Origin of the sequence: Streptococcus symci (genome assembly GCF_006385165.1) — a bacterium.
In the GTDB taxonomy this organism is placed as follows: Bacteria; Bacillota; Bacilli; order Lactobacillales; family Streptococcaceae; genus Streptococcus; species Streptococcus symci.
Map to the genome: position 1 here is coordinate 275290 of NZ_VFJA01000003.1, position 14290 is coordinate 289579.

Here is a 14290-nt window from a genome sequence, read left to right on the forward strand (position 1 = left end):
AACACTATACAATTTTATACAAAGAAAATCCCTTAGAAACTTATATTCCAAGGGATTTATCTTCTATCTAAGACAAGAGTTTCTCTCCACTCTTTAATGATAACGAAAGTATCAAAATTTCTAGTCTTCTTTTTTACCTTTAGTGGCTACTAATCCTGCACTCAAACAGAGTAGAGCTAAACCTGCTGCTACTGTTTCTTGGCTTGTCACACTACCTGTATTTGGTAACTGGGCTTTATTAGTTTGACTAGCTTCACTTGGAGCAATTGGTTTTGTTTCTGCTTTTTCTGACACTTGTGGTTTTGTATCTACCGGCTGTACTGGTTTCGTTGTTTCACCAGCTGTACCGACTTCTATGATGCGATCCTGAGCCATAACTTTATCATAGCTATCCTTTTCAGTTCGCTTACCATTTTCAACCTCGATTAAGTGAACACGGACTCCTTGTTTTCCTTCTTGAAGAACACGGGTTTCACCTAGATACAACTTATCAGACTTACGTTCCTGAACCTTGAAATCGATTGTTTCTTCTTCTAAGATAAGCTCTGGGCGATTCAGAACAAGATTTTTCACTTCGTCTTCTGGAAGAGAGGTGCCTGGTTTGGTTCCAACTTCCACGATACGATCTTCTGCAGCGACTTTATCGTAAGTTTCTTTAAGTTGGCGTTTTCCGTTTTCCACTTCGATCAAGCGAACACGGACTCCTTGTTTTCCTTCTTGAAGAAAACGGGTTTCACCTAGATACAACTTATCAGACTTACGTTCCTGAACCTTGAAATCAATGGTTTCTTCTTCGACCACAAGTTCTGGTCTGTTAAGGACAAGATTCTTCACTTCATCTTCTGGAAGGGCGGTGCCTGGTTTCGTTCCAACCAAGACGATGCGGTCTGTCGGTGCCTCTACCACTTCATGGAATTTTTCTTCCTTACTTCCATCAGAATTAATTGCTGTAAAGATACGTTCCTTACCAACTTTTCCTTCTTGTTCTACACGAGTCTCACCTAGATAAAGTGTTGAATCTTTTTTCTCAACTGTCTTGTAGGCCAAATCGTTTTCAACAAATTCAAGTTTTGGAAGTTCCTCCTGTACAGCAGCAACTGTCTTCTCAGAAACTGGTTTTTCCTTAGTCAACTGGATACGGTATTCCTTAACTTGTTTTCCACTTTCTGAAACGAGGCGAACAAGTACTGGAAGGCTGTCTTCTCCACTATCTACAACTGTTGAAGCTACTTGATTGGTTTCTTCAACTGAGACTTTTGGACGTTGACCTTTATAGGTAATTTGATAATCTTGACGATTTTCAGCGAAATCAGGAAGTTCTTTTCCATCTACAAGAATCTTCGATTGAGTACTTTCTTGAGGCAATTCACTTGGTGCAAGGAAGGTCATCTCAATCATCGCAACACCGCTCTTATCTGCTTTACGCTCCATACGCCATCTCATGGCTTTAGCTTTGACAGCTTTAAATGTTACGTTGATTTCATCACCAGCTGCAATGTCTTTATCCACACGATAAGGAACAGCTTCCCAATTTTCTGGATTGTTAAATGGATGTCCAGATTCGTAAGCTTGGTAGTTTGAATAGTAGGTTGGCACTTCAAAGTCTGGACCGACATAGCGCTCTAAAACAAGTTTAGAAGGCGCATCCGTACCACTATCTGCAAAGAAGTGAAGTTTGGCTTGCGCAACAGTCCGTTCGACAATCTTACCATTTTCACGGAAGATCACACCTGCTGATACTTCTGGATTAGAAGATGGCGTTTTAGACCAGTTTGTCCAACGACGATTTTCAGAGTAATCTCTATCATTGATATAGTCTACACGGTCATGAGAACTGTCGTCAATATCATTAGTTGCTGAAGCAAAGGCCTGGTTACTGTTTTCATCATAGTTAGGGTTATCTGAAAGAGCCTCACCAAGTTTGTCTGTCACTCTTACAGTGAACTCAGCAGTAAGATTGCTACCAAGGACACGACCTCGAACAATAAATTGACCTGCTTTTGTCAGATTTTCTGCTGGAACTTTTTCCCATTCAACTGCCAAGTCTTTTGTTTCGTAACCGTCTTTACCTGTGAAGTAAACTGGAACCTTAGTTGGCAATTCAAGTGGTTGGCCTAGTTGCAACAAGCGAGCTTGTTTAACTGCAGCAACTGGTTTACGAGAAAGTAAGTCTTTATTCTTAGTGAAGTGCAGACGGTATTCTCCTAAGATGTCGCCATTTTCAGCTTTCGCGATGACACGAACTGGCTCACCTTCACGAACGCTTGGAACGACGGTAGCGAGACCATTGTTGCTAACACTTGCTGTGACTGCGGGAACTTTTCCATCTACAGACTCAAGGTAGTAGTCTGTCAAATCAGGGTTGAAGTTTGCTAAGTCTTTACCGTCAACTTGGATTCTTGTTTGTCCTTGTTTGGCTGCCGCAACCTGTTTCGCAAAGATTTGTACTTCTGTGATAGACGTTCCACGCTTATTATCTGCTTTAACCATGCGAATGCGAACAGCATAAGTTTCAACTTTATCAAAGCTAAAGTGATTCATTTCTCCAGCCGTAAGTTGAGCAGGGGCTTTTAGATTTGTAACAGGTTTCCAGTTAGCTGGATCGTTAAATACATGGTCTTCATTGGCTACAAAGCTAGGGTTTTTAGGAGCTGTTGGAACAGTCTTACCAACATAATACTCAATCACATAAGATTTCGGTGCACCGACTCCATGGTCTTCGTGGAATCCGACACTTAGATTATCAACGGAGCGTTTGCTCAAGATACCTGAATCTCCGAATAGGACACCGACTGAAGCTTCTGGATTACTACGATTCCAGTTTGTCCAACGATTGGCTGGTCGGTCATTAAAGGAAATCAATTTATCGTTGACATTTGAAACAGGGTCGGTTGGATTTGAATCTGAAGCAAAGGCAAGTGGCAATTCTGAACCGGTCCATTGGTCAGAAATGTTTGCACCTTGCTCAGTTTGAGCAGATACGCGAACATGAAGTTTAGTTGTTAATTGAGTACCTTCTAAGCGACCATTAACTGTAAAGACACCTTCCTTAGCGTATTGCTCTGGACGAATCGCATCCCATGCAACCTTAGCTGATGAAACGTGACCATTTGAATCATATGTACGAACGCTTTCTGGTAATTGTGGTGCTTCTGCGATTGGAGTTGTCACACTAACTTCTTCAACTGAAACGATACCTTCTACAGATACTTTAGCACGCGCTTCCAGGTCAGTTCCTTCAACTTTACCTAACACTTCAAAGCTTTGATAGTGGTCTAGTTTTTCTTTCGGAATAGCTTGCCAAGTGACTTTGTGAGCTTTAGGGAAACCTTTGTCATACTCAACCGTTACTGTTGACGGAAGAGTAGGTTCTTGGTGTAAATCTGTCACTACATTTACAGGACGGATGGATTGCGCAATCTTCTTCTCAGTATTTGCTTGTATAGTGAGATTGATTTGACCTGTAGCACCCTCATATTCAGCTTTCAGAGTAAGTGCTCCTGGTTTATGCAACTCAAGCATTCCTTTTCGGACTACAACTTCCCCTTCACCACTTGTAGAGAAGCTCACCTTATCAGCTGGTAATACAGCTTGTGTTCCGTCCTGATAATGAGCGAGTACAGATAATTTCACTGTTTGGTCTTCTTTAAGACCGTCAGCTTGTTCCACTTGCAAGCTCAAATGAGCAATTTTTGGTGCTTCTTCTAGGAATTGAATCGCATAGGTTTGAAGAGGGCCACCATCTTTAGGCTGAACAAAGATGCTCGCACGCATGCCGTTTGCTGCGCTTGCTTGAAGAACTGTAACATCAGCATTTTCAGCACTTGCTGTGACTTCTGGCAATTGGGCACCATAAGCAAGAGTGCGGTATTGCATTGGTTGTTGACTAGTAAGCCCTGTTACTGCCTCACCACCAACAGTAACAGTTGGCACTACAGGTGCTGCAGCTTTTCCTTCTTCTACCACAAGGGTTGCATGAATAGTTTCTCCAGCTAACTGACCAGTCATTTGAATACGTGATCCAGCTACTGAAAGTTTGGCTTTATCTGCTTCCGCAATCTCCCAGCTATCTACTTCATACTCTTGTACACTTCCATCGGTTACTAGTATTGACACATATTTATCTACAGTATTCAAGTCTGCTCCTGGAGCAACACGTTTAACTGTTGGTAATTCTTTCGCAATTGCTAGAACCTCGACACGAGCCTCTACCTCACGTCCATTTGCTGTACCTTTAGCAGTCACAACTCCTGCTTGACTAACATCGACTTGAGACCAAGTTACTGGAAGTTTTTCACGACTACCATCGCTGTATACAAAACCTACTGTTTTCGGCATTTTTGGATCTTTACCGATTAATGTACGAACTCTTGCTACTTCTGTCCCCAAAACAGTCTTTTCTTGTCCTTCTTTTTTACCAGTAAAGACAGTTACTTGACTAGATTTCAAGAGATCTGAATGGGCTGTCAGCGTGAATTTACCTGCTTGTTCAGTTGATTTGACAATGGCAACACCTTTACCATTAAATGCTTTACGAATCCAAGAACCATCTGCTTGCGCCTTATAGCGTTCACGGCTGGCTTGTTCCCCATTATCGACACCGACAAGTTGGCCTTGTCCGTGTAATTGGAAGCGAACCAGATTATTGGCAGTTGGTACTACATTCCCTTGGCTATCAACGATTTCGTAATAGATGTATGTCAAGTCTTTTCCATCTGCTGCGATTGCATGATCTTCTTTGATAAGACGAACAGCCGCTGGCTTACCAGCAGTCGTAATCTTATCTCGAGCAATTTCCTTGCCAGATTCATCACGAGCAATTGCTTCCAAGGTACCTGCTTGATAAGCAACTTTCCATTCAAGATAAAGTTCATTAGCATTAGCACCTTCTTGGTAAGTGCGTCCATCGCTAGTTTGTTTTTTGTTGAAAGTCTTAAGACCAAGAGATTTTCCATTCAAGAACAATTCTACACTTGCAGCATTAGAATAAGCACGTACAGGGATTTTATTTTCCGCGTCTGCTACATTGTCTATCAACTCTTTGTTTTCCCAGTTCCAGTGAGGAAGAAGGTGAACCATTGGTTTTTTCTTTGCAGAAATCCATTGACTTTGGTAAAGATAAAAGTCGTTTTTTGGAATACCTGCAGTATCTACGATACCAAAGTAAGAGCTTTTAACTGGCGTGTTGTTTTGGTTGTGCCATGGAGTTGGTTCACCGATATAGTCCGTACCTGTCCAAATGAATTGACCAGCATAGCCAGCATTGTCACGGTCAAATGTCCATGAAGCAGTTGCCGTTTTACCCCAACCAACACGGTCATTTCCATAATCTGACTGTTCATAGTTACGCCATGACTGATTACTTTGTACCCACTCACGCTCTGGGTGGAAGTAACTTCCTCTTGTACGCGTTGCTGAAGATGTTTCTGACCCATAAATCAACCAGTTTGGATGCTTAGCTCTAAGGGCTTTGTAATTATCTTCAGAGTAGTTAAATCCAACAGCATCGAGTTCATCAGCAATTTTTTCATGCCCACCGCTACCATTACCGAAACGGAACTTATCTGCTCCCATGGTAACATAACGAGTTTTATCAACATCCTTGATAACTTTGACTAGACGTTTAACAGTCGCTAGAGAATGAGGATCCCCATTTGCTTCACCGATTTCATTTCCGATTGACCACATAAAAACAGCGGGATTATTTTTGTCTCTCTCTACCATAGTACGTAGATCGTAGTCAGACCATTTTTCACCTTTTTTAGCCTCAGGATGGGTAGCATCTTTTTCAAAGAAACGTCCATAGTCATAAGGTTTCTTTCCGCCATACCAAGTATCAAAGGCCTCTTCTTGAACAAGTAAGCCAAGTTCAGCTGCAATCTGTAAAGTCTGAGGACTTGCTGGGTTGTGAGTCGTACGAATCGAATTCACCCCCATTTCCTTCATCTGTTTCAGTCTACGGTACTCAGCCTTGTAGTTTTCTTCTGCTCCAAGCGCTCCGTGGTCATGGTGCAAGGAAACTCCATGGAATTTAATGCGTTCACCATTCAAAGAGAAGCCCTCATTTGGAGTCCAGTTATAATATCGGTAACCAAACAGATCTTTCTTAGCATCAACTAATTGACCGTCCCGGTAAACACGTGTAACTAATTCATACAAGGCCGGTTTGTCATTTAAAACCGTCCAGAGTTTTGGTCTTTCAACTTCTAAAATCGCATCAAGACTAGTTACTTCATGTGCTTTCAAGGTACGGCTCTCTGTACGTACTAGACCTGTCACAGCCTGACCACCACGTTCAACGATTTGATATTCTGCTACAAGTTGATGGTCTTTGTCGTCCGTATTGACAATTTTACTAGTCACATGAGTTTCAACCTTGCCGTGTTGCTGTTGTTCAAGTTTTGGTGTTAAGATGGTTGTCCCATTTTTCTCAACATGAACTTTATCTGTCACTTGTAAAGTCACATCACGATAAATACCGCTACCTGAATACCAACGGCTGCTTGGTTGTTTGTTGACTGCATGAACAGCAATTACATTCTCACGTCCATCTTTGTTCAAATAGTTAGTGATGTCATATGAAAATTGGTTATAACCATTTGGGTAATGACCCACTAACTGACCATTGACATAAACTTGAGAATCCATGTAGACGCCATCAAAAGTGAGGCGAACATTTTTCTTGAGATCTTTTTCATCTAGTTTGAAAGTCTTGCGATACCAAGCTTCCCCACCGTTAAGCTGTCCACCTTCATTTTGTGCAGGAGATTCATGATCAAAATCGTTAAAGATACTCCAGTCATGCGGTAAATCTAATTTTTTCCACGTAGATACATCTGCATCCGGTTTAATGGCTTCTTTAGAATTCGCATTGAGTTTAAAGTGCCAATTTTGGTTAAAATTCACTTTTCTGTCTTCAATCATTTGATTGACTTCTTCATTTGTCACAGCTTTAACATCTTCCTTGAGCGGTTTTTCTTGACTTGAAGCTTGTGATTCTATCTTTGGAGCTTTTTCCTCTTTTGGAGTTACTGCTTTATCTTCTTTCTTCTCAGATGAAATAGACTCAGTGGCACTAGGTTGTTTTTGTGCTGTACTTTCAACTATATTTTTAGTTTCCAAAGCTTGATCAACCTTTTCTTCTACTATCGGTTTTTCCTCTTTAGGTTTCTCAGCAGTACGAGTAATAGGTGTTTCATCCGCATTAACTACAGATTCTCCAGCTATATTTCCTGCGAATAGAACTGCACAAGTTCCAATCATTACTGAGCAAGCTCCTACAGCAAATTTACGAATGCTATAGACTCTTTTCCGATTCCAATGGCTTTTTTCCATAAAATCCTCCTTTTAGTAATCGCTTTCATTTTTATGTAAGCGCATACTTTTAATAGTCTTTTACCCTTATTTTATTAAATAATATAGGAATTTTCAATACTCTAGCATATAAAATAATATTTTTGATTGTTTTTTCTAAAATTTGTAGAAGAATTTTTAAAAAACTGAATGTAGTTTTAAAAGAAAAAATACTTATTAACCTTTAAATTAAAAGAAGTAAAAAAGTCCCTTTAAAAGGAACTTCTACTATTTATAATTAAAAGTTTCCCCTGCCAGCTTATCAGCTAGCTTTGGAAAAAGAGTATAAAACTTATGGGCTAGGTTCAACAACATCGGGAGATTGAGTTCTCGTTTGTTTTTTCCTATAATCTTGACAATCTTTTTAGCCACTGCATCTGGTTTCAACAGGAAGCGTTCAACCGACTTGAGATAGCTTCCATCTGGGTCGGCTTGGTCGAAAAATCCTGTGCGGATTGGTCCTGGATTGACAGTCGTTACGTAAATACCATAAGGCATCAGTTCGAGGCGTAAGGCATTTGAAAAACCAATGGCCGCAAACTTGGTAGCAGAGTAGAGACTAGACTTACCAGTAGCGATCAAACCTGCCATGCTAACAATATTGATGATATGGCCTTTTCGACTTTCCTTCATTCGAGCCGCAAGGCGACGAGACAGATTCATTAGGGCAAAGGTATTGACCTCGAACATCTGATGAATATCTTGGTCGGAAATCTGGTCAAATTCCTCAAAAATCCCGTAACCAGCGTTGTTTACCAAAACATCAATCTCGTCATAGCGGAGATGAAGGTCTGCTAGCAGAGTTTCTAAGGCTGAATCATCGGTAATATCGATTTCAATCAATTCTGCATAGGGATGGTTTCCGTAGAGTTGGACTAATTTTTCCTTATTTCGACCAAGTAAGATGAGTTGGTCATTTGGCAAGAGTTTGACTATTTCTTGAGCTAGGCCACCGCTAGCACCTGTAATGAGAATAGTAGGCATACTTATCCTTTCCCAAGCTTTTAGATTTCCACTTCTTCCAAGTCTTTGACCACATGGACATTTTCAAAAACACTAGCAGCGTCTTTTTTGAGCTTGCTGATATCTTTTGAGAGAAAACGGGCACTGATATGGTTGAGCAAGAGGCGTTTGGCTCCTGCTTCTACCGCTACTTGTGCCGCTTGCATATTAGTAGAGTGGCCATGGTTACGAGCAATTTTTTCATCACCCTTGCCATAAGTCGATTCATGGATAAGGACATCGGCATTGACAGCCAGACGCACACTGGCATCCGTTTTTCGAGTGTCTCCTAAAATAGTGATAATTTTACCTGGACGTGGAGCTGAGATATAGTCTGCTGCCTTGATTTCAGTACCGTCTTCCAAAACAACATCCTGGCCGTTTTTGATTTTCCCAAAAAGTGGGCCAAATGGGACACCAGCAGCCTTGAGCTTTTCAGCATCTAAGGTACCTTCTAGGTCCTTTTGCATGACACGATAGCCAACGCAGAAAATAGTGTGGTCCAACTCCTCTGCATACACTGTGAATTTATCGGTCTCAAGGATTTTTCCTAAAGAATCTTGGTCAAACTCATGAAAATGAATACGGTAAGGCAGGCGCGAACCTGACACACGAAGGCTGGTTAAGACAAAGGACTTGATCCCTTGAGGTCCATAGATTTCCAAATCCGTCTGCTCTTCATTAGCCTGAAAGGCTCGACTAGAAAGGAAACCTGGTAAGCCAAAAATGTGGTCTCCATGCAGGTGGGTGATAAAAATTTTGCTGACCTTACGTGGTCGAATTGTGGTTTCCAGAATGCGATTTTGCGTTCCTTCTCCACAGTCAAATAGCCAGACTTCGTTAATCTCATCCAATAATTTCAGAGCGAGACTTGAAACGTTGCGGGCTTTAGAGGGCTGACCAGCCCCCGTTCCTAAAAATTGAATATCCATTCGATACTTTCTAATTAATCAATATATAACATGGCTGTGCGGTTTTCCGATCGGAAATAGCGCTTGCCAGAAAAAGCTGTGGCTTCTTGTAATAACTCCTCTTGGCTGTAGCCTTTGAGACGCTTACGACCGTCAGCCAAGCTTTCCAAATCTGTCAAAGCTGTAAGATTTTCCACGCTAACAACTTCCTCGTCCTCGACAGCCTTCATGTAAATCTTGCCAGACTCCTCAAAGACTAGCTGATGGGGGAAAATTTGTGCAATTTCAAAAAGTAAGTCATCCGAAATCTTCTCTTCATTCTCAGAGAAAATTCGACCAAGACCCTCACTCTCATAGCAAAAACCAAAGGATTTACCAGACAGATTAAGACGAATAAAAGGCTTGTTTTCGAGTGTGAAACTCGGCTCAGTATTGTAAAGATTCAGTTCCTGACTGAGTTCCGCAAAATAATCCGTCGCTGCCTCAGGACTCTTTTTTTGGTAAAGTTCTGCAAAGTAAGCATTGACCACGCTGGGCGGAGGTGTGATAAGTGCCAACTGCTCCTGCTCTGTCTTGCCAGCTAGAAGCTGATCCAGATAGACCTTGTCCAGACTTGTATAGCCTCCATATTTTAGAGCCAAGGTTTTGATATCAGTCATAAAATTCTTCTAACCTCCATTTGTTTTTCTCAGAAATGTAGCCTGTAATGACTTCGCCATCCTCTTGATAGTCACGTTCTTCCAGAATCGCAACACTTTCCAAATCATGAATCTTATAGGACTTAGAAAAAGGCACGCGCAGAGTAAAGGATTCAAAAATATTCTTGATTTTCTCTAAAAATAGTGCCTGCAAGTTCTCGCGACTATCCTCAGACTTGGCAGAAATGAGGGCATAAGGAGTTTGGGTCGGCGTAAAATCTTCGACCAAATCCGCTTTATTATAAAGGGTCAGGCGAGGAATATCCTCCATTTCCAAGTCTTTCATGATGGAAAGAACCGTTTTTTCATGCTCCTCGTGGTAAGGATTGCTGGCATCAATGACATGAACCAGAAGATCCACATGCTTGCTTTCTTCCAAGGTTGACTTAAAACTGGACACCAACTCTGTCGGCAAATCTTGGATAAAACCAACCGTATCAGTTAAAGTCACCTGTAGATTGCCCCCAAGATGGATACTCTTAGTCGTCGCATCTAGAGTTGCAAAAAGCTCGTCTGCTTCATACTGTGTCTTACTGGTCAAAGTGTTCATGATAGTTGACTTCCCAGCATTGGTATAACCAATCAAACCAATCTTAAAGGTGCTAGACTCCAGACGTTTTTCTCTGACAGTCGCCCGATTTTTCTCAACCACCTTGAGCTGGCGTTCGATATCTGTGATTTGATTGCGAACGCTACGACGGTTCAGCTCCAGCTGGCTTTCACCAGGTCCACGGGAACCAATTCCCCCTGCCTGACGACTGAGCATAATCCCCTGACCAACCAAACGAGGCAAGAGGTATTTGAGCTGGGCTAGGTGAACTTGGAGCTTCCCTTCATGGCTTCGAGCCCGCATGGCAAAGATATCCAAAATCAACTGCATACGGTCAATAACCTTGACACCCAGAACTTCCTCTAGATTGACATTCTGCCGTGGAGTCAAGCGGTTATTGACGATGACAGTGGTAATTTCTTCTGCATCTACCATAAGCGCAATCTCTTCTAACTTACCAGAGCCGACGAAGGTCTTGGAATCATATTTTTCACGTTTTTGTCTGTAGCTATCTACAACGACTGCCCCAGCTGTCTTGGCTAGACTGGCCAATTCTTCCATAGAGAGGTCAAAATTGTCCATGCCCTGCAATTCCACACCAATCAGCAGGACTCGCTCCTCTTTTTTTTCCGTATCAATCATCTAAAAACTCCTCTATCTGGCTTAAAATGCGGTCTTTTACACCAGCTTCTCCAATCTGATAAAAAGTGACCTTCATGCGATTACGGAACCAGGTCAACTGACGCTTGGCAAAACGACGAGTCGCCTGTTTGAGACTCTCACTAGCTTCCTCCAAGGTCTGCTCTCCACGGAAGTAAGGAAAGAGTTCCTTGTAACCAATCCCTTTAGCAGCCTGCACATCTGGATAATGGTCAAACAACCACTTGGCTTCGTCTAGAAGTCCAGCTTCAAACATCAGGTCCACTCGGTGATTGATACGTTCATATAATTGACTGCGTTCATCATCCAAGCAGATAATCAATGGCTCATACAAGGTCTCTTGATTTTCCAAGTCCTGACCAAAATGGGCAATTTCCAAGGCACGCATAGCACGACGACGATTAAACTGGGGAATTTCAAGACCTGCTTGCTCTACCAGATGGGCTAACTCCTCATCTGTATAGGGCTCCAAGCTAGCTCGATAGGTCAAAATCTCTTCATGGGGAGTCTCTCCACCAAGATGATATCCTTCTAGTAGACTCTGTATGTAAAGTCCTGTTCCACCAGCGATAATGGCAAGCTTGCCACGATTGTCAATATCCTCAATAGCCATCTTAGCCTCTGAAACAAAATCAAAAGCCGAGTAAGACTCGGTTACCTCTCTAACATCGATTAAATGATGGGGAACAGTTGCCTGCTCTTCTGGACTAGCCTTAGCCGTCCCAATATCAAGTCCTCGATAGACTTGTTGGCTATCTCCACTAACCACTTCGCCATTAAAACGCTTGGCCACTTCAATGGCTAGAGCCGTCTTTCCAACAGCAGTCGGTCCAACAATCACAATTATTTTTGTTTTCATCTTTTTTCCTTGAAAAATTCCCATTTTTTCGTTACTATTATTATAACACAAAAAGGTCAGTCAGAAAAATGTGACCTCTTAAGGGGGCTGGCTGATTGAGAATATAAAGGAGGAAGACTCATGGCTAAAGGATTTGCTAAAGGTCTTGTAACAGGTGTCGCAGGAACTGTCGCTGCCGTCGCAGGTGCAGTATACGCATTTAAAAAGAAAGTGATCGAACCAGAAGAGCAAAAAGCAGCTTTCATCGAAGAAAACCGTAAAAAAGCAGCTCGTCGCCGCGTATCACGTTAAGAAACAAAAGAAGTTGGGATTTATTGTCTCAACTTCTTTTTTCTATTCTTTTAAATAGCTAGGTCAAACTTCAACTGTGGCTTGACAGGGTCATAATCCACCAACTCAAAATCTTCTGCTTTGATATCAAAGAAACTAGTCCCATCAGGAACATTTAAAACCAAGCGTGGTTGGCAGTTTGACGGTTCACGACGGAGCAATTCCTGAGCTTGTTCAAATTGATTATCATAGATATGGAGGTTGTTGATGAAGTAGAAGAACTTCCCAACCTTCCAGCCAAAATGCTTGGCAATCATCATTTGAAGAGCCACGTACTGCATAGCGTTGATATGGTGAGCCACTAGCATGTCGTTAGAACGCTGGGTCAAGGTCGCATCCAGATAGATTTCTCCATCTACACGGCGGACATCAAACATAGTCTGAAAGGCACATGGGAGCAGCCCATCTGTTTCTTCGAAAGCTTGGTAATCCCAGAGCGAAATGATATTGCGACGGTTCCAAGGATTGGCTTCCAACTGCTTGAGAAGCTTATTGATGATATCGTGTTTCTTAACGACCGCCCCGTAACGCTCACCAATAGTTCCCGTATTTCCCACTTCCCAGTCATTCCAGTAGTGAACATTGTACTTGTCATTAAGCACGTCTAGGCTATTTGACTGGTCTTGGTAAATCCAGAGCACTTCCTTGATTGCGGATTTAATGGCGATTGGCCGCAAAGTTGTAATGGGAAACTCCCCTTTTGCCAAGTCATACTCTGCAAAGGCACCCGTTACATACTTGGAGTTGGCAACAGTTCCATCCTTGTACTTGGGACGGGCCTGCTCAGAAAAGACGCCATCTTTGAGGATTCGTTCAATATTTTCTTTAAAAATTGTATCTGCTTTTGTCATTTTCTCACCTCATTTATTGTCCTAACTAGTATAGCATAAAAAAAGAAAGGAGGAAAATCACTCGCTTCTGGAAAGCAATTTTCTCCTTTTTTATTTTATTGCAATACAAGTGATGCTGCTCCGATAACTCCAGCGTCATTTCCTAGAGTTGCAAGAGCCAATTTAGTTGAAGTGCGTACTTGTGGGAAGGTATTTTCGTCATAGACTTTTTGAACACCTTGTAGAAGGAATTCTCCTGCAGCTGACACACCACCACCGATGACGATTGTTGATGGGTTTAGGATTGAGCCGATGTTGGCACAAGCGATTCCCAAGTAACGTGAGAAGTTACGGTAAACAATCAAAGCAAGGTCGTCTCCTTCTTTTGCCAAATCAAAGACAGTCTTAGCAGTTACTTCTTCTCCATTATCAATCAAGCGTTTCAAGGTTGCATCGCCTTCGTACTCATCGGCATAGCGACGAGTCAAGTTGACAATCCCTGTTGCAGAAGCGACTGTCTCAAGACAGCCTTTCTTACCACAGGTACATGCGATTGGTTGGTCAAAGTCAACAGTGATGTGGCCAAGCTCACCTGCTGCACCAGCAACACCGTGAAGCAATTTGCCTTCTGCAACGATACCGCCACCAACACCAGTACCGAGTGTCATAAAGACAACGTCTGGTTGGTTATCTCCAGCACCCATCCAGCGCTCACCAAGAGCAGCTACGTTGGCATCATTATCGATGAAGAAAGGAATGCCCAAGGCTTTTTCAATCTTTTCTTTGATTGGTTGAAGGGTTTTCCAGTTGAGGTTGTAGGCACCAATAACAGTTCCTTTTTCACGGTCAACCACACCAGGTGATCCCATTCCAATACCTTGGAAGTCTGCTGCTGCCAATCCAAGCAAGTCCAAACGATGTTGAATAGACTCAATCATATCATCTACGATATGACTTCCCTCATCCAAAATGTTGGTCTTGATAGACCATTTTTCTTGGATCTCTCCTGCTGTTGTCAAGATTGCAAATTTGATAGAAGTTCCACCAAGGTCAATCCCAATAATCTTTTGACTCATCGTCTTCTCCTTTTTCATTAT

The 14290-nt window shown here is 42.1% G+C and carries 9 protein-coding genes; 1 reads left to right on the forward strand and 8 read right to left on the reverse strand.

What is annotated here, in order from left to right:
* Positions 1-120: 120 nt before the first annotated feature.
* From bgaA to miaA, 6 genes are all read right to left on the reverse strand, one after another.
* Positions 121-7335, reverse strand: coding sequence for an LPXTG-anchored adhesin/beta-galactosidase BgaA (bgaA, locus tag FJN11_RS08010; RefSeq protein WP_140224285.1), 7215 nt, complete (start codon positions 7333-7335; stop codon positions 121-123).
* Positions 7336-7581: 246 nt separating this feature from the next.
* On the reverse strand, positions 7582-8337 hold the full coding sequence (locus tag FJN11_RS08015) for an SDR family NAD(P)-dependent oxidoreductase (protein ID WP_140224286.1): 756 nt from the start codon (positions 8335-8337) through the stop codon (positions 7582-7584).
* Between the two features lie 20 nt (positions 8338-8357).
* On the reverse strand, positions 8358-9287 hold the full coding sequence (rnz, locus tag FJN11_RS08020) for a ribonuclease Z (RefSeq protein WP_125409442.1): 930 nt from the start codon (positions 9285-9287) through the stop codon (positions 8358-8360).
* Positions 9288-9301: 14 nt separating this feature from the next.
* On the reverse strand, positions 9302-9925 hold the full coding sequence (locus FJN11_RS08025) for a cystathionine beta-lyase (protein WP_049551824.1): 624 nt from the start codon (positions 9923-9925) through the stop codon (positions 9302-9304).
* The gene (gene hflX, locus FJN11_RS08030) at positions 9918-11156 is read right to left on the reverse strand and encodes a GTPase HflX (protein WP_140224287.1); all 1239 of its coding nucleotides are present in this window, start codon (positions 11154-11156) and stop codon (positions 9918-9920) included. Before hflX ends, FJN11_RS08025 begins: the two co-directional genes overlap by 8 nt.
* Positions 11149-12033 (reverse strand): tRNA (adenosine(37)-N6)-dimethylallyltransferase MiaA, encoded by an 885-nt coding sequence (gene miaA / locus FJN11_RS08035; protein WP_140224288.1) that lies wholly within the window; start codon positions 12031-12033, stop codon positions 11149-11151. Before miaA ends, hflX begins: the two co-directional genes overlap by 8 nt.
* Before the next feature lie 120 nt (positions 12034-12153).
* On the opposite strand from miaA, the gene FJN11_RS08040 reads away from it, so the two are divergent.
* On the forward strand, positions 12154-12324 hold the full coding sequence (locus FJN11_RS08040) for a DUF3042 family protein (protein ID WP_001051780.1): 171 nt from the start codon (positions 12154-12156) through the stop codon (positions 12322-12324).
* Between the two features lie 50 nt (positions 12325-12374).
* Here FJN11_RS08040 and FJN11_RS08045 read toward each other — a convergent pair whose 3' ends face one another.
* Together FJN11_RS08045 and FJN11_RS08050 are read right to left on the reverse strand one after the other, a co-directional pair.
* Entirely contained in the window at positions 12375-13214 is an 840-nt protein-coding gene (locus FJN11_RS08045) for a thymidylate synthase (RefSeq protein WP_140224289.1), read from the reverse strand.
* A gap of 95 nt (positions 13215-13309) precedes the next feature.
* Positions 13310-14269, reverse strand: coding sequence for an ROK family glucokinase (locus FJN11_RS08050; protein WP_140224290.1), 960 nt, complete (start codon positions 14267-14269; stop codon positions 13310-13312).
* Positions 14270-14290 lie beyond the last annotated feature (21 nt).

What these genes read in the sequence shown, in the direction of transcription:
- bgaA (WP_140224285.1), bottom strand. Translation starts at nt 7,335, where the DNA reads ATGGAAAAAAGCCATTGGAATCGGAAAAGAGTCTATAGCATTCGTAAA.
- FJN11_RS08015 (WP_140224286.1), bottom strand. Translation starts at nt 8,337, where the DNA reads ATGCCTACTATTCTCATTACAGGTGCTAGCGGTGGCCTAGCTCAAGAA.
- rnz (WP_125409442.1), bottom strand. Translation starts at nt 9,287, where the DNA reads ATGGATATTCAATTTTTAGGAACGGGGGCTGGTCAGCCCTCTAAAGCC.
- FJN11_RS08025 (WP_049551824.1), bottom strand. Translation starts at nt 9,925, where the DNA reads ATGACTGATATCAAAACCTTGGCTCTAAAATATGGAGGCTATACAAGT.
- hflX (WP_140224287.1), bottom strand. Translation starts at nt 11,156, where the DNA reads ATGATTGATACGGAAAAAAAAGAGGAGCGAGTCCTGCTGATTGGTGTG.
- miaA (WP_140224288.1), bottom strand. Translation starts at nt 12,033, where the DNA reads ATGAAAACAAAAATAATTGTGATTGTTGGACCGACTGCTGTTGGAAAG.
- FJN11_RS08040 (WP_001051780.1), top strand. Translation starts at nt 12,154, where the DNA reads ATGGCTAAAGGATTTGCTAAAGGTCTTGTAACAGGTGTCGCAGGAACT.
- FJN11_RS08045 (WP_140224289.1), bottom strand. Translation starts at nt 13,214, where the DNA reads ATGACAAAAGCAGATACAATTTTTAAAGAAAATATTGAACGAATCCTC.
- FJN11_RS08050 (WP_140224290.1), bottom strand. Translation starts at nt 14,269, where the DNA reads ATGAGTCAAAAGATTATTGGGATTGACCTTGGTGGAACTTCTATCAAA.